This window comes from Paraburkholderia ginsengiterrae (genome assembly GCF_001645125.1).
In the GTDB taxonomy this organism is placed as follows: Bacteria; Pseudomonadota; Gammaproteobacteria; order Burkholderiales; family Burkholderiaceae; genus Paraburkholderia; species Paraburkholderia ginsengiterrae.
In genome coordinates, this window is sequence record NZ_LXKA01000382.1 from 163,433 (window position 1) to 185,075 (window position 21,643).

General features: G+C 63.3%; 20 protein-coding genes and 1 pseudogene. 12 read left to right on the forward strand and 9 right to left on the reverse strand.

All coding sequences use genetic code 11. From position 1 onward, the window contains the following. The first annotated feature begins 34 nt into the window (after positions 1-34). Together A6V37_RS37030 and A6V37_RS37035 are read left to right on the forward strand one after the other, a co-directional pair. Complete coding sequence (locus A6V37_RS37030) at positions 35-271, forward strand: DUF2783 domain-containing protein (RefSeq protein ID WP_064265187.1); 237 nt, start codon at positions 35-37, stop codon at positions 269-271. 74 nt (positions 272-345) lie between these two features. Then, positions 346-1,674, forward strand: coding sequence for an MFS transporter (locus tag A6V37_RS37035; protein WP_064265188.1), 1,329 nt, complete (start codon positions 346-348; stop codon positions 1,672-1,674). A 48-nt stretch (positions 1,675-1,722) separates the two neighbouring features. On the opposite strand, the gene A6V37_RS37040 is transcribed toward A6V37_RS37035, so the two are convergent. Then, complete coding sequence (locus tag A6V37_RS37040) at positions 1,723-2,202, reverse strand: hypothetical protein (protein ID WP_064265189.1); 480 nt, start codon at positions 2,200-2,202, stop codon at positions 1,723-1,725. Positions 2,203-2,542: 340 nt separating this feature from the next. On the opposite strand from A6V37_RS37040, the gene A6V37_RS37045 reads away from it, so the two are divergent. After that, positions 2,543-3,778 (forward strand): YbfB/YjiJ family MFS transporter, encoded by a 1,236-nt coding sequence (locus A6V37_RS37045; protein WP_064265190.1) that lies wholly within the window; start codon positions 2,543-2,545, stop codon positions 3,776-3,778. A 34-nt stretch (positions 3,779-3,812) separates the two neighbouring features. Here the strand turns inward: A6V37_RS37045 and A6V37_RS37050 are convergent, their stop codons facing one another. Beyond that, positions 3,813-4,286: an Lrp/AsnC family transcriptional regulator gene (locus tag A6V37_RS37050; protein ID WP_064265191.1), complete on the reverse strand. Its 474-nt coding sequence runs from the start codon at positions 4,284-4,286 to the stop codon at positions 3,813-3,815. Between the two features lie 389 nt (positions 4,287-4,675). Here A6V37_RS37050 and A6V37_RS41140 point away from each other — a divergent pair, with 389 nt between their 5' ends. Beyond that, complete coding sequence (locus A6V37_RS41140) at positions 4,676-4,822, forward strand: hypothetical protein (protein WP_157447935.1); 147 nt, start codon at positions 4,676-4,678, stop codon at positions 4,820-4,822. Positions 4,823-4,852: 30 nt separating this feature from the next. Here the strand turns inward: A6V37_RS41140 and A6V37_RS37055 are convergent, their stop codons facing one another. The 5 genes from A6V37_RS37055 to A6V37_RS37075 form a co-directional block, all read right to left on the reverse strand. After that, positions 4,853-6,490: an MFS transporter gene (locus A6V37_RS37055; RefSeq protein WP_064265192.1), complete on the reverse strand. Its 1,638-nt coding sequence runs from the start codon at positions 6,488-6,490 to the stop codon at positions 4,853-4,855. Between the two features lie 7 nt (positions 6,491-6,497). After that, on the reverse strand, positions 6,498-6,785 hold the full coding sequence (locus A6V37_RS37060) for a DUF3303 domain-containing protein (RefSeq protein ID WP_064265193.1): 288 nt from the start codon (positions 6,783-6,785) through the stop codon (positions 6,498-6,500). 463 nt (positions 6,786-7,248) lie between these two features. Further along, entirely contained in the window at positions 7,249-7,458 is a 210-nt protein-coding gene (locus A6V37_RS37065; protein ID WP_064265194.1) for a hypothetical protein, read from the reverse strand. Positions 7,459-7,665: 207 nt separating this feature from the next. Continuing rightward, positions 7,666-7,950 (reverse strand): hypothetical protein, encoded by a 285-nt coding sequence (locus A6V37_RS37070; protein WP_064265195.1) that lies wholly within the window; start codon positions 7,948-7,950, stop codon positions 7,666-7,668. Between the two features lie 88 nt (positions 7,951-8,038). After that, the gene (locus tag A6V37_RS37075; RefSeq protein ID WP_064265196.1) at positions 8,039-8,317 is read right to left on the reverse strand and encodes a hypothetical protein; all 279 of its coding nucleotides are present in this window, start codon (positions 8,315-8,317) and stop codon (positions 8,039-8,041) included. A gap of 415 nt (positions 8,318-8,732) precedes the next feature. Here A6V37_RS37075 and A6V37_RS37080 point away from each other — a divergent pair, with 415 nt between their 5' ends. Then, positions 8,733-10,889 (forward strand): serine/threonine protein kinase, encoded by a 2,157-nt coding sequence (locus A6V37_RS37080; RefSeq protein ID WP_064265197.1) that lies wholly within the window; start codon positions 8,733-8,735, stop codon positions 10,887-10,889. Between the two features lie 76 nt (positions 10,890-10,965). Here A6V37_RS37080 and A6V37_RS43285 read toward each other — a convergent pair whose 3' ends face one another. Further along, positions 10,966-12,174 carry a formylglycine-generating enzyme family protein gene (locus A6V37_RS43285; RefSeq protein WP_425262296.1) on the reverse strand — a complete coding sequence of 403 codons (1,209 nt, stop codon included), beginning with the start codon at positions 12,172-12,174 and terminating at the stop codon, positions 10,966-10,968. A 36-nt stretch (positions 12,175-12,210) separates the two neighbouring features. Then, a pseudogene (locus A6V37_RS43290) lies at positions 12,211-13,098 on the reverse strand (caspase family protein); the annotation flags it as partial. A 256-nt stretch (positions 13,099-13,354) separates the two neighbouring features. Here A6V37_RS43290 and A6V37_RS37090 point away from each other — a divergent pair. From A6V37_RS37090 to A6V37_RS37120, 7 genes are all read left to right on the forward strand, one after another. Next, positions 13,355-13,870 (forward strand): DUF4399 domain-containing protein, encoded by a 516-nt coding sequence (locus A6V37_RS37090; RefSeq protein ID WP_064265199.1) that lies wholly within the window; start codon positions 13,355-13,357, stop codon positions 13,868-13,870. Between the two features lie 47 nt (positions 13,871-13,917). After that, the gene (locus tag A6V37_RS37095; RefSeq protein ID WP_064265200.1) at positions 13,918-14,352 is read left to right on the forward strand and encodes a DUF4399 domain-containing protein; all 435 of its coding nucleotides are present in this window, start codon (positions 13,918-13,920) and stop codon (positions 14,350-14,352) included. 280 nt (positions 14,353-14,632) lie between these two features. Continuing rightward, positions 14,633-14,926 (forward strand): hypothetical protein, encoded by a 294-nt coding sequence (locus A6V37_RS37100; protein WP_064265201.1) that lies wholly within the window; start codon positions 14,633-14,635, stop codon positions 14,924-14,926. 224 nt (positions 14,927-15,150) lie between these two features. After that, positions 15,151-16,659 carry an efflux transporter outer membrane subunit gene (locus tag A6V37_RS37105; RefSeq protein ID WP_100249324.1) on the forward strand — a complete coding sequence of 503 codons (1,509 nt, stop codon included), beginning with the start codon at positions 15,151-15,153 and terminating at the stop codon, positions 16,657-16,659. Between the two features lie 228 nt (positions 16,660-16,887). Then, positions 16,888-19,461, forward strand: coding sequence for an FHA domain-containing protein (locus tag A6V37_RS37110; protein WP_064265202.1), 2,574 nt, complete (start codon positions 16,888-16,890; stop codon positions 19,459-19,461). Then, positions 19,439-20,812, forward strand: a complete 1,374-nt coding sequence (locus A6V37_RS37115; RefSeq protein WP_064265203.1) for a beta-barrel domain-containing protein — start codon at positions 19,439-19,441, stop codon at positions 20,810-20,812. The genes A6V37_RS37110 and A6V37_RS37115 overlap by 23 nt, the downstream gene beginning before the upstream one ends. Before the next feature lie 37 nt (positions 20,813-20,849). Next, positions 20,850-21,602: a peptidylprolyl isomerase gene (locus A6V37_RS37120; protein ID WP_064265204.1), complete on the forward strand. Its 753-nt coding sequence runs from the start codon at positions 20,850-20,852 to the stop codon at positions 21,600-21,602. The last annotated feature ends 41 nt before the right edge of the window (positions 21,603-21,643 follow it).

A 21,643-nucleotide genomic window follows, 5' to 3' on the forward strand; every position in this document is an offset into this window, starting at 1 on the left:
ACCACATCAGCAAAAATAGCAGTTGGAGACCGACATGCCACTCAACACCCAACCCAACCTCGCCCGCCCCGACGATTTCTACGAGGCGCTGATCGACATGCATCGCGATCTGGACGATGCGCAGAGCCAGTCGGCCAACGCGCAACTGATCCTGCTGCTCGCCAACCATATCGGCGATCACGACGTTCTGCTCGAAGCCATGCGGCATGCACGCGAAGGTGTGTCCGACGCATCCAGCCAAGGCACCGAGCCGCATTCCCTCGCGGCCTGATTCCACCCACAACGCGGCGCAGTAAGACGCCGGACCCGGCGGGTCCGTTGGACCCTCACGTTTGGAGATAACCGATGAGCCAATCCCTCGCCCCCGCGCTCGAGCCGGGCGCATCCGCTGCCGTACCTGATGATCTGCTATATAGAAAGGTATCCTTAAGGATTATTCCTTTTCTGTTTCTCTGCTACGTCGTGTCGTTTCTCGATCGCATCAATATCGGCTTCGCGCAGTTGCAGATGAAGCACGACCTCGGCTTCAGCGATGCGATGTACGGTCTCGGCGCGGCGGTCTTCTACGTCGGCTATGTCCTATGTGAAGTGCCGAGCAACATGCTCCTCGCGCGTTTCGGCGCACGCCGCACGTTCACGCGGATCATGCTGCTGTGGGGGATTGCGTCGGTCGGCATGATGCTGGTGTCGAAGCCCACGCACTTTTATCTGCTGCGCTTCATGCTCGGGGTGTTCGAAGCGGGCTTCTTTCCCGGCATCGTGCTGTATCTGACCTACTGGTATCCGGCGCGGCGGCGCGCCGCCGTGCTGTCGATTTTCTTCGCGGGAGTGGCGGTGGCGGGCGTGCTCGGCGGCCTCGTGTCCGGCTGGATCATGCGCGACATGGGCGGCGTGCTGGGCCTGTTCGGCTGGCAGTGGATGTTCGTGATCGAAGGCGCGCCCGCGATCGTGCTCGGTCTGCTCGCTGCCTACTACCTGGTGGACGGCCCGCAGCACGCCACGTGGCTCAGCGCCGCGGAGAAAGCACAACTGCTGGCGCAGCGCGATGAAGACCGCCGGCCTTCCTCAGATGCGCATTCGTCACGCTCGTTCATGCAGGCGTTGCGCAATCCGCGTGTGTATCTGTTCGCGTTCATCTATTTTTCGCTGACCTGCGCGTCGTTGACGCTGAACTTCTGGATGCCGCTGATGATTCGCGACTTCGGCGTTCATGATGTGCTCGCAATCAGCTTGTACACCGTGATTCCCAACGCGGTCGGCGCGGTGGGGCTGATCCTGATTGCGCGTCACTCGGATCGCCGTGGCGAACGCCGCCGGCATTTCGCCGTCTGCACGATTGGCGGCGGTGTGGCGCTCTCGTTGCTGACGCTTCATCTGAGCAGCTTTCCCGCGATGCTGGCGATTCTCTCGCTGGCTGCCGTGCTGATTTTCGCGGCGCTGCCGATCTTCTGGACGGTACCGTCGGGTTATCTGTCCGGCACCGCGGCGGCGGCCGGCATCGCGTTGATCAGCAGCATCGGCATTACGAGCGGTATCGTCAGTCCCTGGGTGATCGGCATGATCAAGACGCACACCGGCAGCATGGACAACGCGCTGTATCTGCTCACCGCATTGCTGTTCGTCAGCGGAGCGGCGTTGTTGCTGGGCGTGCCGAAAGACGCCAAACACGTTTGATGCCGAATGCCGCACGCCGGTGCCAACGGCAGGCATCGGCTGGCTTCTTCAGTGCATGTACGTCACACGCCGTGCCTGCACGCTGAGTTCCACGCCGGCGTCGAGCAAGTCGATGGCGAACCAGCGAATCAGCTTCAACACGCCACTCACGGCGGGCGCTGGCAGCCACTCGCTCAACATGCGCAACGCCGCGCCGCTGTGGGTCTTTTGCAGCAGCGCGATGGTTTGCAGGACCACCGCCTCGTCCTTGCCGAGATCGCTCGCGCAACGGCAGCGCATGTCGAGCGGACGATACGACACGTGCATGAGCGAGCGCATCAGCAGATCGAAATGCTCGATGCCGTCGCGACGCAAGCCGGCACCGCTCAGAATGTCGCGCCAGTGCACGTCGCCGCGTGCCGTTTCGCAAGCGGGCCGCAGCCAGGTCCGAACGGCACTGAGAACGGTGCGTTCGGGCGTGTCGGCTGGATCGGCCGGATGGTCGTCGATCAGTTCGGGGCGGCTGCTGTATGGAGAGCGGAAATTCATCGTTGCTCCTGAATGGACGCGGTCCAATGAATCGCGCGGGCGGGTGAGAGGGGCGCGCTGACGCGATTGGGTGGTGTTCGGCAAATGTTATGGACTGAATGATGAGCCAGTTCTCGTCTAAATGCAAATCATTCTCATTTAGACGATGGCATCATCGCATGAAACAGCATGCGTTCGACGGGGGGCTGCGAGACGTCCGCCGTGCAAGTGCTCGTTTTCGGCTATCAAAGGCAACTAACGGTCAAGCCCGCCCGCGGTCCCCGGATATGATGACGAAGTGCCAAATTCAACGTTCGCTGCAAAAGCGTTCTGCAGCCTCCTTGTCCACTTCCGCTAGCACATGCCGACCAAATCTCTCGATTCAGCATCGCCTCACACGGACACCGAAGCCGCGGAACGTTTGCCCACGCTGACGCTCGCCGCCGCGCTGTCGCTAGGCAGCGCGATCGCGTTGGGACTGGCCCGTTTCGCGTACGCGCTGCTGTTGCCGTCGATGAAACTCGATCTCGGCTGGAGCTTCGCGCAGGCGGGCGCGATGAACACGGCCAACGCCCTGGGTTATCTGCTCGGCGCACTGGCGTTTCCGCGGCTCGCGCACCGCTGGTCGGCCGGCGCGCTGTTCGGCGCCGGTTGCGCGGCAACCGCTGTGCTGATGGCGGTCAGTGGCCTGCTCGCCGACACACACTCGCTGCTGGTGTTGCGCGTGATTACCGGCGCGACCAGCGCGGCGGTTTTCATCAGCGGCGGCGTGCTGGCGGCGCGGCTGGCATCGGCTAGACCATACGATGCCGGGCTTGTGCTCGGCCTGTACTACGGCGGCACGGGATGGGGCATCGTGGCGTCGTCGGTGCTGGTGCCGTTCACGATCACCCAGGCCACCCACGGCTGGCAATCTGCGTGGTTCGCGCTGGCAGCGGCGTGCGCGGTGTTCTCCGCGGTGGCAATTGGCGCCGCGCGCAAAATCGAAAACAGGCATCCCGCGGCAGGGTCGGCCGCGCCCTCGCATGCGGCCGCCGATGCCCCGCGCTGGCCGCGTTTCAGCCTCGCATTGGCGGGCTATGGATTGTTCGGCGTCGGGTATATCGGCTACATGACGTTCATCGTGGCGCTGCTGCGCAACGCGGGCATGAGCGCGGCGGTCGTGACGGGCTTTTATCTGCTGCTCGGTGTCGCGACCGTGCTGTCGGCGCGAGTGTGGTCCGGGCTGCTCGATCGCATGCGCGGCGGCCAGGCGCTCGCCGTGCTCAACGCTTTGCTCGCGGTCGCGACGCTGCTGCCCGCGCTGTTCACGCAGCCGTGGGTCGCGTTCGTATCCGGCGTGCTGTTTGGCGCGACGTTTCTCTCCGCCGTGGCGTCGACCACGGCTTTCGTGCGCCACAACCTGCCCGCGAGCCACTGGGCCAAAGGCATCAGCGCTTTCACGATCGTGTTCGCATTCGGACAGATAGTCGGCCCGATGGTGATCGGCTGGGTCTCGGACGGCGCGGGTCTCGCACGCGGCCTCGTGTATTCCGCGCTGCTGCTCGGCGCGGGCGCGGTGTTGGCCGCGTGTCAGAAGCCGCTGCGCGCATCGTGACGTTGCACGCTCGGGCCTTCGCGCGTTACACCGGCTACACCTGCACGGACGGGATGCTCTTCATGCACCGCAGCGCGAACATCGAACGGCTGTGACGGATGCCGGCGATCTTGTAGAGCTTCTCGCGCAGAAACCGCTCGTAGCCGGCCGTGCCGTCCACCGCTACTTTCACCAGATAGTCGTAGTCACCCGACACGAGATACGCCTCGAGCACTTCGGTCAGCGTCGCCAGTTCGGCGCCGAAGCGGGCGAGGGCGTCCTCGTCGTGACGGTTCAGTGTGACCTCGAGCAGCACCACGTCCGCGAAACCGAGCTTCTGCTGATCGAGCAGTGCAACGTAGCCACGGATATACCCCTCGGTTTCCAATTGACGCGTGCGATTCCAGCATGCGGTGGTCGACATGCCGACCAGTTCGGCGAGTTCAGCATTGCTCAGGCGCGCGTTCTTCTGCAACTCGCGCATGATCTTGCGGTCCTGGTTGTCCAGCGGGCGATTTCGGGTGGTCATGGTGTGTCTGGAAGCTTGTACTGGAAAATGCAATTTTAGCGGAAGATCGTTCTGGTATCGGTCAGACGATAGATCGCTTTAAGAAGCCTATCCAGCCTGGGTCCCGGTATATTTTCACCATGCATTCATGCCCGGGACAACCGTCCGGGTCGCGGTCTTCGCGCCCGCGGCCTCATGCGGCCACAAGCTGCCCTCCGGTGTCTCGCCGCCTTCACAGGAAGGCGGCACGCGGACGAATTCCGGCGCCACCAGCGCCGGAGCGCGCACCCGCCGGGCATGGATGCATCTTCCCGCCGGCTGCGTTGCGCACGCCACGCCTCGAAACCCGATTGACTAACGATGACGCACGCAAGCCCTTGCCCGCGTGATTTTTCACATCGGGAGAGGACATGGATTCTCGTGTGTATCTGCTGGCGGCAACAGTGTCGTTGGCCTTAGGCAGCGTGGTAGTGGAAGTCGCAGCGTGTCTCGCCTGGACCTCGGCCAGCGTCGCCATGCCGGTACGTGAACACGCTCCGCAACATGCGCGTCACTGAAGATGCGCGAGTCGAAGCAGCGGCAGGCGTCTACAGCGCCGTACCGTGCGGAGGGAGCGCGTCGGCGGGTGATTGCCCATCTGGCGCGAGGCCGGTTTCAGCATAGACGATCTGCACCGGCGGGACGAACCACGCGAGACAAAGTCCGACCAGCGTGGCGGCGCAAGCCATCAGAATGCCGATGTGTATCGACTGCACGAGCGCATCGCGCGCGGAATGCATCATGGCGTCGCCCGCATGGCCGGCGCTCACCAGGCGGTTGATCAGCGCGGCCTGCTCCGCGCGATCCACCAGCAACTCCGGGCTGGCGAATGACTTGAACCACTGCGTCGCCTGATACGAATCGAGCGAACGATGCACGCCTTGCGAGTAGAGATGGCCGAGCAACGCACCGGTCAGCACGGTGCCGAGCATGCCGCCGAACGTGCGCAGCGACTGAAGGAGCGCGGTGGCTGCGCCCACATGATCCCGGTCGACGATCTGCTGCGAGCACACCGTCAGACTGGTCGCGACGAGACCAAGCCCGAGTCCGCTCAGGCCCATGCACGACATCCACACGAGATGCGGCTCGTTGCCATGCAGCGCGACCACGCTGAGGCAGGCGAGCGCGGACAGCGCAAACCCCACATACATGATGCCGTTCGCGCGGCGAATTCGTGTGACGATACGATTGTTGACCACGCTGCCTATCGTCGTACCGAGCAGGAGCGGCGTGATCAGCATGCCCGAGGCATGCGCGGACATGGCGTAGCCGCCCTGAAACAGCAACGGCACGTAGAACACCAGCGAAAAGAGCGCGAAGCCCCCGAGCGCCGCCATGGCGAAGAGCGCTGACAGTTTGCGGTCCATCAGCATGTCCACGGGCACGATCGGATAGCCGATGCGCCGCTCCCATAGCCAGAGAATGAGCCCGCAAGTGGTCGATATGATGGCCAGCACGATTGTCGTCGTGTCGAAGCCGCGTTTCGGCAACAGTTCGATCAGGAGTTGCACTGAACCGAACGTGACGGCAAGCACGAATGCACCGAGCCAGTCGAGCCGCACGGGGCCTTTATGCCGCAGATGGCGCAGCGGCGGCACAAAGCGCTGCACGAAAAATAGCGAAGCAATCCCGACCGGCACGTTGACGAAAAACACCAGACGCCAGCCGCCATACTGCGTCAACAGTCCGCCCAATGTTGGCCCGACCATATTGGCTACGCCGAACGCGGAAGTGACGAAAACCAGCCAGCGCAGCCGCAGTTTCGGATTGGGGAACAGATCGGCGACGGTGGCGAACACCGTGCCGATCAGAATGCCGCCGCCGATGCCTTGCAGGCCGCGCGAGATCACCAGCAGCAGCATGCTGGAGGCGAATCCGCACAAGACGGACGCGCCGGTGAACAGCAGGATCGCGGCGATCAGAAACGGCTTGCGGCCAAACAGATCGCCGAGCCGCCCGAAGATCGGAATGGTGATGACGGAGGCCAGCATGTACGACGTCGCGACCCACGCGTACAGGTCGAAACCCTTCAGGTCGGCGACGATACGTGGCAGTGCGGTTCCGACAATGGTTTGATCCAGCGCCACCAGCATGGCCACGAACGCAATGCCGAGCATCGCGAGAAACGATTCGCGAAACGGCAGCAGTTGACCGCCAGGGAGAGGCGCCGGGAGCTCTGGAGTCATGAGGTACTTACTGTTGATGGGTTGCCTGATGTTTGGCGAGTGCCGCGCCCAGGTCTTCGTCGGTCATGGCCGGGAAGATGCTCATGGTCAGCAAGTCACCCCATTCGAGCGCCAGTGCCGAGATGCCTCGGGTGTCCTCCGCCTCGACGACCGCGAAGCCATGCAATCCGCCAATCGCATGCCAACGTCCCAGCAATTTGACACCGTCCGGTGTTTGACCACCGGTCTTCATGAAGCGTTCGATAACGGAACCCTCCGCAGTCGGCAGACCGTTCCACTGGACGATGAATTTCATGGTGTGTCTCCAATTCGAATCCGCGATGCCGGCTCGTGGCGTGCCGAAATCTCTTTTGCGCCGGCAAGCTGTCCGGATAGCACGCGCTATTGGCGGGCAGCAGGAAAAAACCACGTGGCGTCCTAAGCATCATAGGTGAGCGAAAGGTCGGCGTCGTCGCCACGTGCGGACATTCACCAGGCGAATTGAACAGACCCACTTGACCTGGATCGCGCGAGCAGGGCCTGTTTCCAATTGCGGCCGATTCGCGCGTCCTACAGGTAGGCACCCTTGATGGCGATTTTCCAAGATGTCGGTGACGCTCGACGAACCTGCAATCGGACGGACGTATTCGGTGAAGCGCTGCGAGGCGTGCACAGACGGCCGGTTGACGGCGTGTCGATTGCCACATGAGCAAACGGCACGCGGATCTGGCGCGTGCCGTTTCGATGAAGCTAATTGCGCGGACTGGTGGCGAGATGCGTTAGGTTTTGCGCTGCATGGCCGCCTTGACAATGGTCTGATGAGCCGCGGGGAACCCGGGCGGGTATTCCACCACGCGTGCCGAAGCCGGCACCAGTGGCGCGGCGACATTAAGGCGCGCGCCGATGCGCGCACCGCCGACTATGGCCGCCATCGCTTGACGGTCCAGTTCGACGCTGTCCGTGAGGTCCTTGATGATGAGCTTGGCCATGGAGGCTCCTACAAAGAAATCGAGCGGCCGGCCGGGGTGATGCTCCGGTCGCCGCTCGGGTGTGTCGTGAAGTGTGCAGAGGTCTCGTCGCACTATCAGTATAGGAAACAGGCTTGCCGCTTGCCGGCTGATTGCGACGCGGCTTGCGACCCGGCTTGCGACGCGGCGGCAGTAGGGAAGTCCCCCGGCCCTTGCTACCGCCGGCCGTCACACGAAGGCGTTATTGGAGCCCCACAGCGCCGGGCTGACGTTCAGATTGGGCGGAATGAAATTCGCGCCGATCACGCCGATGTTATTGAGTGCGGCCACGTTCACGTTTTGCGTCTGGATGAGGTTCTGGTTCACGGAGACGTTGATGTTGGCGAGGGTGCCGAGACCGGCCAGGGAAGGCAGGCCGGGCACGCTGCCGCCGGTGCCGCCGGCCACCGCCGACATGGCGCGGCGGTCGAGCTCGCGAGTGCTGGACAGATCGCGAATCATGAGGGATGACATGGTGATTCTCCAAAAGTGCGCGGAAGACGGGCGTGCTCAGCGGGAGGCGAAGCGGGCCGGCGAGCCGGACGCTTCGCCTGGGGGTGCCTTACACCTTGATGTTGTTGCTCGTGTTGACGCAGGGGTTGATCGTCGAGGTAATGCAATTGGCGAGCGCGACGTTGTTGCCGTTGGCGTTTTCGATGTTCACTCCGCCGGTGATGAACTGGGAGGCGGTAACCGTCTTGCTTTCGTTCGGCGCGTAGACCGGGCTGAAGTTGAAGTACGACGTCGGGTAGCCGTAGCTGTAGCCGCCGCGCACGGCGCTCATGGCGCGGCCGTCGAGTTCTTCGGTGATGGACAGGTCTTTGATCATCAGCGTGTTCATGGCAAATCTCCTGGAAGGAATGGTCGCAGTCTTGCGGTGGGTTTCGAGCAACTTGTCTGCTCGTACGTCACTAACGCATGGGCCGTGCCAGTCTTATTCAAGGTTCCTAAGAAAATTGCAGATGGCTTGATGCACAAGGCTTTCATGCGGGCCACCAAGGTTGCGCACGGTCTGCCGCCGCGCATCACAGGTACTCGGCTGACGGCGCACACCCGACAGACCCTGGCGGGCTGTTGGCTCACGCACGACACCCGCGTGCTACGCGGGCAGCGGGGCAATCCTGGTTTGCGAAAGGGCGGGCCGGGGACTAGTATCGAAACGGCACATGTAAATGGCTACGACAGGTTTTCTATCGGCCCGAGAGGTTGCGGTCGCGTGCGATCCGGCCCAACGGCAGCGGCGGCGCTTCGCACAAATGGCTAGCCTTGCGCGTGTGATTCACGACTTTCAGAACGGCGAGCTGTCCCGTGACGAGTTCGTGGCTCAACTCGACAGCACGTTGACGACGGAAGGACTCGCTCCTACCCAGCTGCTGGAGATGCTCGGCGCTGCGCATCGCAAAACACCGCTACCCGACGATCTCTACGTGGAAGTGCGGCGGCGCATCGAACAGTTGCGCGTCTCGAACGTGGCGGCGGGGGGCGACGAAACCGGTCTTCAGACCACGGTCGAAATTCCATCGGTTCGCTCGGCCAGTACGGGCAGCGCGGGTAGTGCGGCCAACGCGCCAGGCACCGCCGACGCGGCCGGACACGATCAGATCAAAGGCACCGGCGACACGCTGAACAACCGCTTCGTTCTCGAAGAGTGTCTCGGCGTGGGCGGCATGGGAACGGTGTACAAGGCGCTCGATCTGCGCAAGCTCGAGGCTTCGGACCGCAAGCCGTATCTCGCGATCAAGGTGCTCAACCTCCAGTTCCGCGGCAATCCGAATTCGCTCGTCGCGTTGCAGCGCGAGGCGCGCAAGGCGCAGGTGCTTGCGCACCGCAACATCATCACGGTCTACGACTTCGACCGCGACGGGCCCATCGTCTATCTGACGATGGAGTACCTGTCCGGCAAGCCGCTCAGCCAGTTGCTGCGCACGCCCGGCTACCAGGGCATGCCGGTGCGCGCCGCGTTGCCGATTGTGCGCGGCATGTGCAGCGCGCTTGCCTACGCACACGAACGCGGCTTTGTTCACTGCGATTTCAAGCCCGCCAATGTATTTCTCACGACGAATGCCGAAGTGAAGGTGATCGACTTCGGCATCGCACGCGTGTTCCAGCGGCCGGAAGAAGAGAGCGACGCCACCGTGTTCGACCCCGGCAGCCTCGGCGCGCTGACGCCGGCGTATGCCAGCCCGGAAATGATCGAGCATCGCGAGCCGGACCCGCGCGACGACATCTACGCGCTTGGTTGCATCACCTACGAGCTGTTGACCGGCCATCATCCGTTCGACCGCCTGTCGGCGACGCAGGCACGTAATGCCGATTTCAAGCCGCAACGGCCGGCCAATCTCGATGCGAGGCAGTGGCGCGCGTTGCGTGCCGCGCTGTCGTTCGATCGCAATACGCGCATGCCGAGCGTGACGCGCTTCATCGCCGAGTTCGACAACGAGGCGCGTGCGGAGAAGTCGGGCACGCTGGCGAAGGTGGGGCTTGCGAGTCTCGCCATGGTGTGCGCGGCGGCGGTCGGTGTGTTCGCGCTGCGCTCCGCGCCGAACCGGCAGGGCGGTTCGCAGACCAATGCGGGCGCTTCGCAGGCTTCGGCGGAGCAGGCGGCTTCGTCTTCCGCGGTGGAGGGACCGGTCTCGGCGCCGGCGCCTCTTGCGGCGCTTCCGGCGGGCCCTGCTACGGCACCACCCGCGCCACCTGCTTCGCCTGCATCGCCAGTGGTACCGGCACCCAAGCCGGCGCTGACGCTGGCCGCGGTGACCCCGGTGTTGGCGCAAGTGCCCTGTTCGGCGCTGTCCGCTTCGACCCAGGATCACTCGCTGACGGTGCGTGGCTACGTTTCGCAGCGCTACGGCGCGGCGCATCTTAAAGACACGCTGGGCACGTTGCCGGGTGTCGATACGCTGGCGCTCAACGTGGAGCCGGTCGCCGACGACAAGTGCGACACCATCAAGGCACTAGCGCCGTACTGGATTCACAACTGGCAGGCGGGCCACGTTGCGGCTTTACACGTTCGGCCGCCCGGTGGGCAGCTGAGCGATGGCGACCCGCTGGTCGTCGACGTCACCACGCCGGGATACGATTCTTATGTAAACCTCGACTACTATCAGCTCGACGGCAGCGTCGTGCACATGGTGCCGAGCCCGCGCGCGAAAGATAATCAGGCGCCGCCGCACTACGCGGCCACCATTGGCAGCGCGGGCGACTGGGTCATTTCGAAGCCATTCGGATCGGAGATGGTCGTGCTGCTGATCACGCCGGCGCCGCTATTCGACAAACCGCGGCCCGAAAGCGAATCGCGCGCCGATTATCTACGTGCGCTCGACGCGCGGCTTACGCAAATGGGTGGCAAATACGGCCGCGATCGTATCGTTGCCGATTTCGCGCCGATCACGACGAAGCCACGCACGCCTTGACCGCAACGGCGGCGGCATCGATAACGTTCAGAGAACCAGAACCGGCCATGCTTCCCGCCGTGCACCCCCTCGCACGTCACCTGAGATCCTTGACGACCCGCACGCCATCCTGCGATTGACGCACGCCGGCGCTGTACTTGAAGCGTGTGGCGCTCAGCATGTAGCCGCCGCCTTCGCGCCACGAACCGCCGCGAATCACGCGCATGTCGCAGCCGGGGCTGTCCCACGCGTGGCCGTCGGTGGGCGCGCCCTGGTAGGAGTTGTGCCAGCAGTCGGCGGTCCATTCCCAGACGCCGCCGTTCATGTCGTACAAGCCGAGCGGATTCGGTGCGAACGAGCCGGCGACTTCGGGTCCTTCCTTGTGCCACGGATCGCCGCAGTCCTTGCAATTGGCGTTGCCTTTGCGCATCTGGTCGCCCCACCAGTAGGCGGTGGTCGTGCCGCCGCGACCCGCGTATTCCCACTCCGCCTCCGTCGGCAGGCGGTACGGCTTGCCCGTGGTCTTGCTCAGCCATTTCACGTACTGCTGCGCATCGTCCCAACTGAGATCGCGTGCCGGGGCGGCCTTGTTGGTGTTGCTCTCGGGTGTCAGCTTCTGACAAGCGTTGGCGGCCACGCACGCATTCCATTGATCGACGGTGACAGCGTATTTGCCGATGGCGAATGGCGCGCCGATGCTCACGTGATGAACGGGCTTCTCTGACGGATCGTCGGTGCTGCTGCCCATTGAAAACGAGCCGGCGGACACGGCGATCATGATCGGGCAAGTGGCACAGTCACGGCTCTCGCCGGCTACCGGTGGGTGCGTGATGGGTTTTTGCGCGACAGCTGTGATGGCCGCGGCGGGCGGAGCGGCGGGCCCGGGGGCAGGTGGGGCCGCGCTCACAGCGGGTTTGGGCGTGGTGACCGGATGCTCCTGCGCAGCGGGACTGGCCGACGCGGCAGGTGTGGATGGTCGCACGGCCGCCTGCGCGGGCGCGGCTGAAGGTGCGGCGGGTGTCGCCGCGGACGGCGCAGTCGAGCTTGCCGCCGCGCGCAAGCGGTCGATGCGCGCATGAGCGAGCGCGGCGAAGCGGCCATTCGGATAGGCCTTCAGATACGCCTCGTAATCGGCGGGGTAGTTGCTGTCCTTGATCGAATTCCAGAAAGCGATTTCGTATTGTTCGCTGCTGTCTTTCGGCAGAATGCCCCGGCTGTGCAGCGTGACCACGGAGTCGTTCTGAAGCGCAATCGCCGCATTCGAATCGGGCGACGGCGAGTGGAGCGACGAAGCCGCCCACGGCATTTGCCTGCCGTCAGTCACCTCGCGAACCTGTAGCGCGACGCGTTGCAGCAGGGCAGCGAGCGTCTGCGACGGAGTCGTGTCGAGCGCATGCAGCCATGCATTCGTGTAGATGCCGTGGCGCATGCCGTCCGCGGCAAAACCGCCAGGCGCTGTTGCGTAGGCAATCACGGTATTGCCTGGAAGCGCAGACGTATCGATCGACGCATCAGGCGAGAACGGATTGTTCAGACACGTATCGAGGATCACCAGATTGAGCTGACCGTCACGCGCCGCGCGCATCGCCTGCAATACCGTATTCAGGTCGACGCCCTCGCGCACGAGCGTTGCGGGTGAGCGCGAGTCGAGTCCGGCTGGAATGAGCAGCGTCTGCTGGCCGATCCGCATGCCGTGTCCCGCGAAATAAAACAGACCGGTACCGCCGGCTTGCAAGCGCTGATGAAATTCGCGGATGGCTTCCCGCATTTGCCCGGGCGTAGCATCGGTGCGTGCAATCACGTCGAAGCCGAGCGTGCGCAGCCGGTCACGCATGGCTTCGGCGTCGCGCGGCGCATTCCCACGGAGCGCATTGGCCTGCACGTCAGCGCGATTCGCACCGTACGCGCCGTTGCCGATCACAAGCGCGATGCGTGGGGAAGGCCCGGGATTGCGCTGTGGGGCGAACGGCGTGAGCAGCGAACTCCTGGGGTTCGCCGCTGCCGTGCTGGCCATGCCAAGGCCAGCGTCAGCGCCGCTGCGTTGCGCCGCGGCATGGACATCGCCGCCATGTGCCTGAATTGCCCCGGCCACGCACACCAGCATGAATATTCGCCACATCTTCACATCCTGTTTGTTCCGGACAGAACATAGGCATTCGAGCATCGCGATACGCCCGGCAACAGCCCGAGCCAATCGTGTGAAGCATCGATGCCGCCATCGATCATCCATCCGCGACCTATTAACAACGATAGCACGCGTGGTGCGCGCCACAAACGTTAGCGTGTCCTGAATGCTCCATACGGTTAACGACCGTGGCGTATCTTTTTGGCAAGTTACGTCCTAAGCTAATTCACAAAGTCAGGCGGCCCGGTCGTTTTAACTACGCGGCCGTTCGATTGCACGTGTGCCAGCGACATCCAGCCGCAACGCCCGGCCTGTCCCGTGCAGCCGAGGTGGCCACGACCGCTCTTCGGGAGAGTGCGCTATGCGAAGAAATCCCACCCCCGTTGTTCCCAATCTGCCTCATCGAGCAACCGCGGGAGCGCCCGCGCGGCGCGCCGTGCTGCGCTCGGTGTGGCGCACCGTGGTCGTTGCGGCCATCGGCAGCGTGATGCCGTTGCGCTTCGCGCTGGCCGAGCAAACGCCGTCGCCGCCGGGCGCCGAGGAGTACATCATCTGGCCAGCCGATGGCGCTGTGATTCATGGCGGCAAGCTGTGGGTCCGCATGGGCCTGCGCAACATGGGTGTGTGCCCGAAAGGCATCGCGCATCCGAACACCGGGCACCACCATCTGCTGATCGACACCGACCTGCCGGCGCTCGATCAGGAGATCCCATCGGATCGTAATCACCTGCACTTCGGCGCCGGTGAGACGGATGCGCGTATCGAGTTGCCGCCGGGCAAGCACACGTTGCAGCTCATTCTCGGCGACCACAATCATGTGCCGCACGTGCCGCCGGTGTATTCGAAGAAGATCACCATCACGGTGCTGAAAGACTAGCGCGATCCGTTCGCTCGAAGCGGGTCCGTCAGGACGGAGAGACCTTCATGTACAAGATCATCGCAGTCGCGGCGCTCGTTACGTGGGCGGCGTTGGCGTCGCCGGTTGCCGCCGTGGCGGGTACCACGCCGGCGCCGGCCCGCGCCCTTGCCTATATCGGCTATCCGAACGACGGCCAGGTCGTGCCCGCCAATAAACCGTTTCGCGTGTGGTTCGGCCTGCGCTACATGGGCGTGGCGCCGAAGGGTGTCAAGTATCCGAATACCGGCCACCACCATCTGCTGATCGACACCGATCTGCCGCCGATGGATCAGGAAATTCCGTCGGACCGCAATCATCTGCACTTCGGCGCGGGCGAAACGGAAACCATGATTCAGCTGCCGCCGGGCAAGCATACGTTGCAGTTGCTGATGGGCGACGATATGCACATGCCGCACAATCCGCCCGTGTACTCGAAGAAGATCACCGTCATTGCGCGATGACCGGTGCGCGGCACGACCCGTGAAGTCCCGGTGTCGCGCCGCGTCCAACCATTTCGCGCGAATTGTTGGCCGTGATCCACCATCCTCATTCCGCCTTTGTGCCGGCCGGACTTTCTCCCGGCGTTGGCCCATCCCCGCAGCCCTTTATCCACGGCGCTTTTGGCAATTTCTTAGGATCGGAAAACAAAACTGGCACAGCCCATGCATTAGTGACGTACGAGCAGACGAGTTGCTCGAAACCCACCGCAAGACTGCGACCATTCCTTCCAGGAGATTTGCCATGAACACGCTGATGATCAAAGACCTGTCCATCACCGAAGAACTCGACGGCCGCGCCATGAGCGCCGTGCGCGGCGGCTACAGCTACGGCAGCTACTGCTATCCGTCGCCGTCGTATTTCAGCTTCGACCCGGTCTACGCGCCGAACCAGGGCAAGACGGTTACCGCCACCCAGTTCATCAGCTCGGCGGTGAACATCCAGAACGCCAACGGCAACAACACGGCATTGGTCTCCGGCATCACGACCACGATCGACCCGCATGTGAGCACGAGCAACAACATCACCGTGCGCTAACCGGCGCCGGCCGCCGCGGAGGCTCACCGCCTCCGCGGCGTCTTGAAGGACGCGCCTCAAAAAGATTTCGCTTCCAATCGTTCTTTTCACGCCACCCCCGCGTCACCGCCCGATCCCTGCGCCGATTTTCCCGCATTGCTCCGATGGTGAAGCCGTGCAGGAGATGCTTTACTTAAAGAGCGTGTTCTCCTCGTGCAGCGAAGTGGGCGTCATCGGAGACAATCGTGTCAGCGTTGCTTGAATCAGCGGTCCGCCAGCGCTTCTTCCGCAAGACATCGGCGCTGCGTGGCGAGTCGGATCGAGCGTTGCGCGCGGTCAAAAGCACCGCGGCGCTGCGCGCCGTTTGTGCGGTAGTGGTTTGCGCAGTCTCGCTGTCCGCCTGTATCGACGTCAGCATGCCCGACTACAAGCGTCCTGACACGCCCGCCAAAGCGTCGTGGTCGAATCAGAAGGGCGCACCGGTGTCGGCTGCCGCGACGATCGAACCCGATTGGTGGAAAGGCTTCCACGATCCCTATCTCGACGAACTGATTGCGAAAGCGATTGCGGGCAACTTCGACATCAAGGTGCTGGCCGCGCGTATCGACGTTGCCCGCACGCAGATCGGCGAGGCCAAAGCGGGCGCGCTGCCAACCATGGACCTCGGCGCGGGCGCCGACTTCGAAAAGACCACGGGCCAGACGTTCTCCAAGCAGTACAACCTCGCGACCCAGGTGAGCTGGGATATCGACATCTGGGGCAAAGTCGAAAAAGGCGTGCAGGCCCAGAAGGCGGAGTTTCACGCCAGCGAGGCGGATTGGCGCGCCGGCTACCTCGAGTTGGTGTCGAACGTTTCCAGTACCTATTTCCAGATTCTGCAGTTCGACGACCAGATCGACCAGCAGCAGAAAACGCTCGAAACGAACCGGCAGATTCTCACCATCTACGAAGGCCAGCGCCGCAGCGGACTCGTGCCGCAAACGCAGGTGTTGCGCCAGCAGGCCGAGATTAATCGCCTGACGAACGAGTTGCTCGAACTGCGCCGCTCGCGCGCGCTTGCGAACAACGCGCTTTGCACGCTGACCGGCGTACCTGCCGGCGAGTTTCAGATGCCCACAGGTCATTTGCAGCAGCGCGTGCAGTTGCCGCCCGTGCCTGAAGGCTTGCCGGCGCAACTGCTTGCGCGGCGTCCCGACGTGGTGGCTGCGGAATTCCGCGTGCTGGAAGCGTACAACCTCGTCGGCGAAGCAAAGCTCGCGCAATTGCCGACCATCAACCTGACCGGGCACGGCGGCACCGCGAGTTTCGCGCTGACCGACTTGCTGAAGTCGTTCACGTACGGCTTCATGCCCAGCATCAATATTCCGCTGCTCGATCCCGGTGTGCGGGCGCATGTGAAGGTCACCCAGGCGCAATCGACGGTGGCCGAGCAGCAGTACCGCGTGGCGGTGATGGGCGCCTTCGAGGAAGTGGAGAACGCGCTGGTCAATCTGAATTCGCACAAGGCGCAGCGTGTGGAATTGCAGCAGGAAGTGTCGCGGCTGCAAATCGTCGCGGACCAGATTCAGTCGCAATTGCGGCTTGGCGTGGTGTCGCAACTGGAAGTTTTCGAAACCGAGCGAACCTTGCTGGAAGCGCAACAGCAACTGCTTGCCAACCATCAACTGCTGCTGTCCGACACCGTGCTGCTCTACAAGGCGTTGGGGGGCGGCTGGCCGAACGTCGACGTGCAAGCCGAAGTAAAGGAGCACTGAGCTAATCCGCGATGTGGCGGGCAGCGTGGGAATTTTGTCCGTCGTTGACTCGTTCATTGCTCTCATTACCGACAATCGGAAAATTGACACTCGCCATGCGTGACTTACAATCCTTAAGCAGCCGTCTTTCGCGCGGCTCATTCGAACAGACTCTTTCCGCCGTAGTCCTTCGTCCCGTTTCCGCCGCGCGTTCTTCGCGGCGGGTAAACGATTAGTGATCCAGATAAAATGACCACCGGCGAAGCTCCGATTGCTGAGATGCGCGCGACAATGGACGCCGCGTTCGACGTGGTGTTGTCGCCGGTTGCGTCGGCGCAGGGACCCGCGCTCGACGCGATCCGGATCGTCGACAGCCTGTTTGCGATCGGCCGCAGCGAGGCGCCGTTTACCGACTACCCATCCGAGCGGATTGCGCGCCTGTCCCGCCGGCATGCGCGGATTTTCACGGAACACGGCGCGGTCTACGTCGCCGACCTCGACAGCAAGAACGGCACCACGGTCAACGGCGTCGCGGTGCGGCAAACGCCGGCCCGCGTGCGCGCCGGCGACGAACTGTGCTTTGGCGGCGAACTCTGCTACCGGGTGGCGATCGAGCCGCGCGCGCGCATTGTGGCGGCGGCCAAGTCACCCGCTGTGCCAGGCCTGCTGCTCGTGCCGGAACGCGATGACCTCGGCCTGCAGCCTATCGAGGTGCAGGCGTTTCCGTTTCTGGTCAGCAAGACGGACGAGATTTTCGCGCGTTACAAAGATCGCTATCCGCACCAGGTCAACTACATCTCCCGGCGCCACGCACACCTCTTTCTGAAGGGTGGCGAACTCTATGTCGAAGATCTCGGCAGCACCAACGGCACATTCGTCGGGGGAAAGCGCCTGGCTGAATCCGCGCTGCCGTTGGTAGAGGGAGACTGTGTTGCATTTGGCGGAGACCACTTCGTCTACAGGGTGACGCTGCAGAGCGCCCCTGAAGTCGAGCCTACCGTGACCCAGCTATTTCTCAAGCCGGCCGTCGACGAAACCGGCGATGCCGACAAGACGACGTTCGTCGGCGCCGCGCATTCGTTCCTCGATATCTTTTGCGTGGACCCCGTGCTGTTGCGTGAAGACGAAGTCAACGAAGCGGCTCAGTCCGCCGACGAGCATGGCGGCGCGGCGAGAGGAGCGAGCGGTGCAAATGGTGCAAACGGCACAAACGGCGCGCATGGACCCGCCCCTACTGGTTCCACGAAGCGCCGCCCGCGACGTTGGCGGCTGCTGGCGGGCGAACTCAGCAAGGCTCTCGCGGTTGACGATCGCGCGAGCGTGCGGCGCTTCGCGTGGTGGGGCGCCGCGGGTGTCGTGCTGCTGGTGGTGTTCGCGTCGACACTCTATCTGCGTGGGTCGTCGGAACGCGAGGTGAAGAATCTGCTGACAAATGGCGACTACGGCAGTGCGGTCGCGGCGGCCACGGGCTATCTGGCGAGTCATCCCGCGGACACAAGAGTCAGCGCGCTCGCCAGTGAGGCGCTCCTGAAGGCGAAACTCCCTGGGTGGCTGAATGCGCTGGACAAGGCGCAGTTCGCTCAGGCGGATGCCTTCCTCAACGAGATGAGATCACTGAGCGCGAATAACGCGGACGCCGCCTCGCTCATCAGCGAACTGCAATGGGTGGGCGATCTGGAGCGCTTCGTGGCGGGACGCGGCGGCGTGGACGCGCCGATCCGCATGTACGTGGACGAGGCCACCATCGGCAACCTGCTGCAACGCTGGGACGACGACGCGAAAAGCCATCAGCGCGCGCTCGACCGGATCGCGACCTACGTCCCCGTGTTTGCCGAACCGTACGCACAGGCGATGAGCCATCTGCGCAAACTGGAGAGCGACGATTCGGTGTATCTCGCCGCCATCGACCGGCTGAACGGAACGATCCGCACCGAACTGGCGCGCGACAAACCCGGCGCGCTGCCTCCCGTGCTGGACGATTACGGGCAACGCTATCCGCGGCTGGCGGGTCTCGACCGCGTGCGTGAGGATTTGCGGCAGTACACGGACGTGTTGAACGCCGCGCTTGGCCGTCAATTGATCCCGTTGCTCGCCTTGCTGAAATCGGTGCATCTCACCACACCGCCGTTTCAGGCGCAGTTTCAGCAGCTGACGGCGATCCGTTTGCCATCCCCCGACATCATTGCGCGTCACGACGCGGTGACGGCTGCATGGCAGCGCGGCGACGCACAGCAGGCGCTGGCTGGTTTGCAAGACATGCCTGCCGGTCCGTGGTCCGACGTGCTCGCGGCGGAACTGGCGCACAAGAAGGCGCTGCTCGATCAGTTCAGCGAGTTGCAGAAGACGCGCGGAGACAAGGATTACGACCAGCGCTTGCTGTCGTTTTACGCCAGTCTCGACCCGGCCATCGACGTGTGGTTCGCGCAGTCGATCCAGAAAGACGTGGCCGCGCTGCACGACAAGGCGCTGGCGCGTGCGCAAGATCTCATGCTGCGCGCCCAGAGCCTGTGGAAGCAGTACCGCGCGAGCGGCTCGATTGGCGGCACGCAACGGCTCGAAGCCGGGATTTCGCCGGGATTTCGCAGCGAGGCGCGGCTGCTGTCCGACGCGCAAACGTCTGCGCAACAGGGCATGCGCATCTACACGCAGCTCAAGGCCGATCATCCCGCGGACTTTGACCGCCTGCTCGCGGATATCGATGCCGAAGCCGATCTGCAACGCCGTTCGTTGACGGAACTGCGCATGGTGCTGGACCCGGGGCTTCTGAAAGCGAAGCTGGCACTGATTGGAGGCGAGCAGAGTGAAGCGCGACAGTCACCCTAAACCGTTGTCGGAGGCGCTGGAGGACCACAGCGTCGAAGGCATCGCCATTCTCACCGCGGAACCGGTGCGGATCGCGCGCGCGCTCATCTGGGCGATGGTCGCGCTGGTGGTGGCCGGGCTGCTGTGGTCGTTCGTCGGCCGCGCGGATGTGATCGTCAGCGCGCAAGGCACGTTGTCGCCGGAATCCGAGGTGCGCCGCATCTATGCGCCGATCGACGGTGAACTCGCCGATCTGTATATCGCCGAAGGTCAGCCGGTGCAAAAAGGCGATGTACTGGCACGGCTGAATGCGCGCGGTGCGATCGAAGCGGCGAGCAATGCGCTGCAAGCGCAACTCAAGCTGGAGGACGCCGAGCGCGACTGGAAGCAGTTTCCGGAGAAGAAGGCGCTGATGGTGCGCAAGGCCGCCGCGCTCAAGGCGCAGATGGAGGTGGAAGCGCGCCAGCACGAAAACCGCGTGTCCGAGGGCACGACCAAACTCGCTGAAGGGCAGAAGGCCGAACTCGACGAAGCGCGCAGCGCGCTCGACAATGCCCGCCGCACGCGCGAGGCGGCGCACCAGGAACTGGATCGCTACTCGCAGCTTTTTGCGCAACCAGGCGGTGGCGGCATTGCCGGGCTGCAGGTGGAGCAGAAGCGCACCGCGGCGCTGGAAGCGGACAACGCCTACCGCGTCGCGCAATCGAAGCTGGCGGAACTGGATTTCCGCCTGAGCCACGAATATGCGCTGGCTAACGCACAACTGGAAACCAGCGGCCAGCAGACTACCGACCTGCAGCTTCAGTACGATTCGGCGGTGCGCGACATTACCGACGCGGAAGACAAAGTGCGCTTGCAACTGCAAACCGCGCGACTGGTGGCGGACGCTGCCGCGCGGATTCGCTTCGAGAACATCGACAAAGACAATTTCCTGCTGATCCTCGCACCGGTTTCAGGTGTCATCACAGACGTCACGTCGACACAACGCGGTGACAAGATTCAGGCGAATGCGCCGCTCGGCGGCATTGCGCCGAAAGACGCGCGGCCCGTGCTGAAAATCGAAATCGCCGAACACGATCGTGCTTTTCTGCACGAAGGCCTGCCGGTCAAGCTGAAGTTCAACGCGTTTCCGTATCAGCGCTATGGATTGATCAGCGGCACGCTTGCCTACATTTCGCCCGCCACCAAGCCGTCGTTAGCCGACAAGCAACCCGTCTACGAAGGCCGCGTCACGCTCGACAAGAATTACTACCAGATTGCCGACACGCGCTATCCATTGCGTTATGGCATGACGGCAAGCGCGGAGATCGTGGTGCGCGAGCGGCGCCTGATCGATCTGGGTCTCGATCCGTTCAGGCAGGTGGCGGGTTGACCGCGCGAATAACACGTCAATTAAAGGAGCCGATGAGATGAGCGCGATTGTGCGAATCGATGACGAAGTCGTGGACGTGGCCGAGTTCATTCGTCTTCTGAAATTGACCGGCCAGTTCGAGAGCCTGATCGAGCAGATCGTGCGCGACAAGCTCACGGTGCACGCGGCGAAGAAGCAGGGCATTACCGTTAGCGCCGACGACATACAGGAGCGCGCCGACCAGTTTCGCCGCGTGCGCGGCCTGCATCGCGCGACGGATATGAACCAGTATCTCGACGCGCTTCATGTCAGTCTCGACGAATTCGAGGCCTTCATCACCGACGGGCTGTATCAGGAGAAGATGCTCGACGAGATCGGCAACGACGCGGCGATCAAGGACTACTTCGCGCTGAATTCACCGAAGTTCGATGCGATCGAGGTAAGCCACATCGTGCTGGACAGCGAGGGCAAGGCGAAGGAAATGATCTCGTACCTGCACGACGATCCCGATAGCTTCGCCGACATGGCGCGCGAGCATTCGATTGCGGATACGCGCGAGGCGGGCGGCGTGATCGGCAAGGTGCTGCGCGGTTCGCTGAAGCCGGACATCGAAGCGAAGATTTTCAATGCGGCGGTGGGCGACCTGCTGGGGCCGTTTCCGTCGGCGGACCGCTCGTGTTTCGAGATCTTCGCCGTGACGGCCAAATATCCGGCCACGCTCGATGCGGATGTGGCTGCCGAGATCAGACGGCTGCTGCGCGAGAGCTGGCTGATCGCGCGCGCTCAGGAACACGTGATCGAAGCGCGCTAGCCGGATAGCGAAACACACCATACGCCACACCAGGTCCACGC